Below are 771 nucleotides of genomic sequence, written 5' to 3'. Positions count from 1 at the left end.
TACTTTCCGCCTTTGCCGCGATCCTTTCGACTTCTGCCATGGCTTACGATGTTAAGTCTGGTGGCAACACCAGTGTCAAAAAAGACGGTGCTAATGCCTATTCATTACCCGCGACGAACTTGCCAATGAGTAAGCGACTTGATTTTAGTGTGGGCAATAGTTTTTTCCGTAACCCATGGGTGCAAGCGCCAGCGACTACAGATGCAAGAGACGGCCTTGGCCCGCTTTTCAACACCAATGGTTGTCAGAATTGCCACATAAAAGATGGCCGTGGGCATCCTCCTGAAAAAGACGACATTCATGCCGTGTCTATGTTGGTGCGTTTGAGTATCCCGGCGATGACGCCAGAGCAGAAGAAAGCTTACATCATGGATGGCGGTATTCCGGAGCCTACGTATGGCGGACAACTGCAAGATTTTGCTCTGCAAGACCAAACGCCAGAGGGCAAAATTGCTATTACTTATACGGACGTTCCCGTTGAGTTTAAAGATGGCACCAAAGTGACGTTGAGAAAGCCTACGCTGAAAATTACCGATTTAGGTTATGGGGACATGCACCCTGATACGCAGTTTTCCGCTCGTGTCGCGCCACCTATGATTGGTTTAGGTTTGCTAGAAAGTATTCCTGATGAGACGTTGCTTAAGTGGGCAGACGAAAATGACAGTGATAGCGATGGCATCTCAGGCAAGGTGAATAAAGTTTGGGACATCGAAAAAGGCGACTTTTCGCTTGGCCGTTTTGGATGGAAAGCAGGACAACCAACGTTGATGC

1 protein-coding gene is annotated in these 771 nt (G+C 48.4%); it reads left to right on the top strand.

Annotated elements, in window-relative coordinates; translation table 11 throughout:
* The coding region (locus R7O13_RS26260) for a di-heme oxidoredictase family protein (RefSeq protein WP_318305128.1) at positions 1–771 on the top strand (771 nt) is incomplete at both ends.

This window comes from Vibrio sp. Y176 (assembly GCF_033438945.1).
Note: the sequence above shows the minus strand (reverse complement) of the source record. Positions and strands in the feature narration are given on the sequence as shown.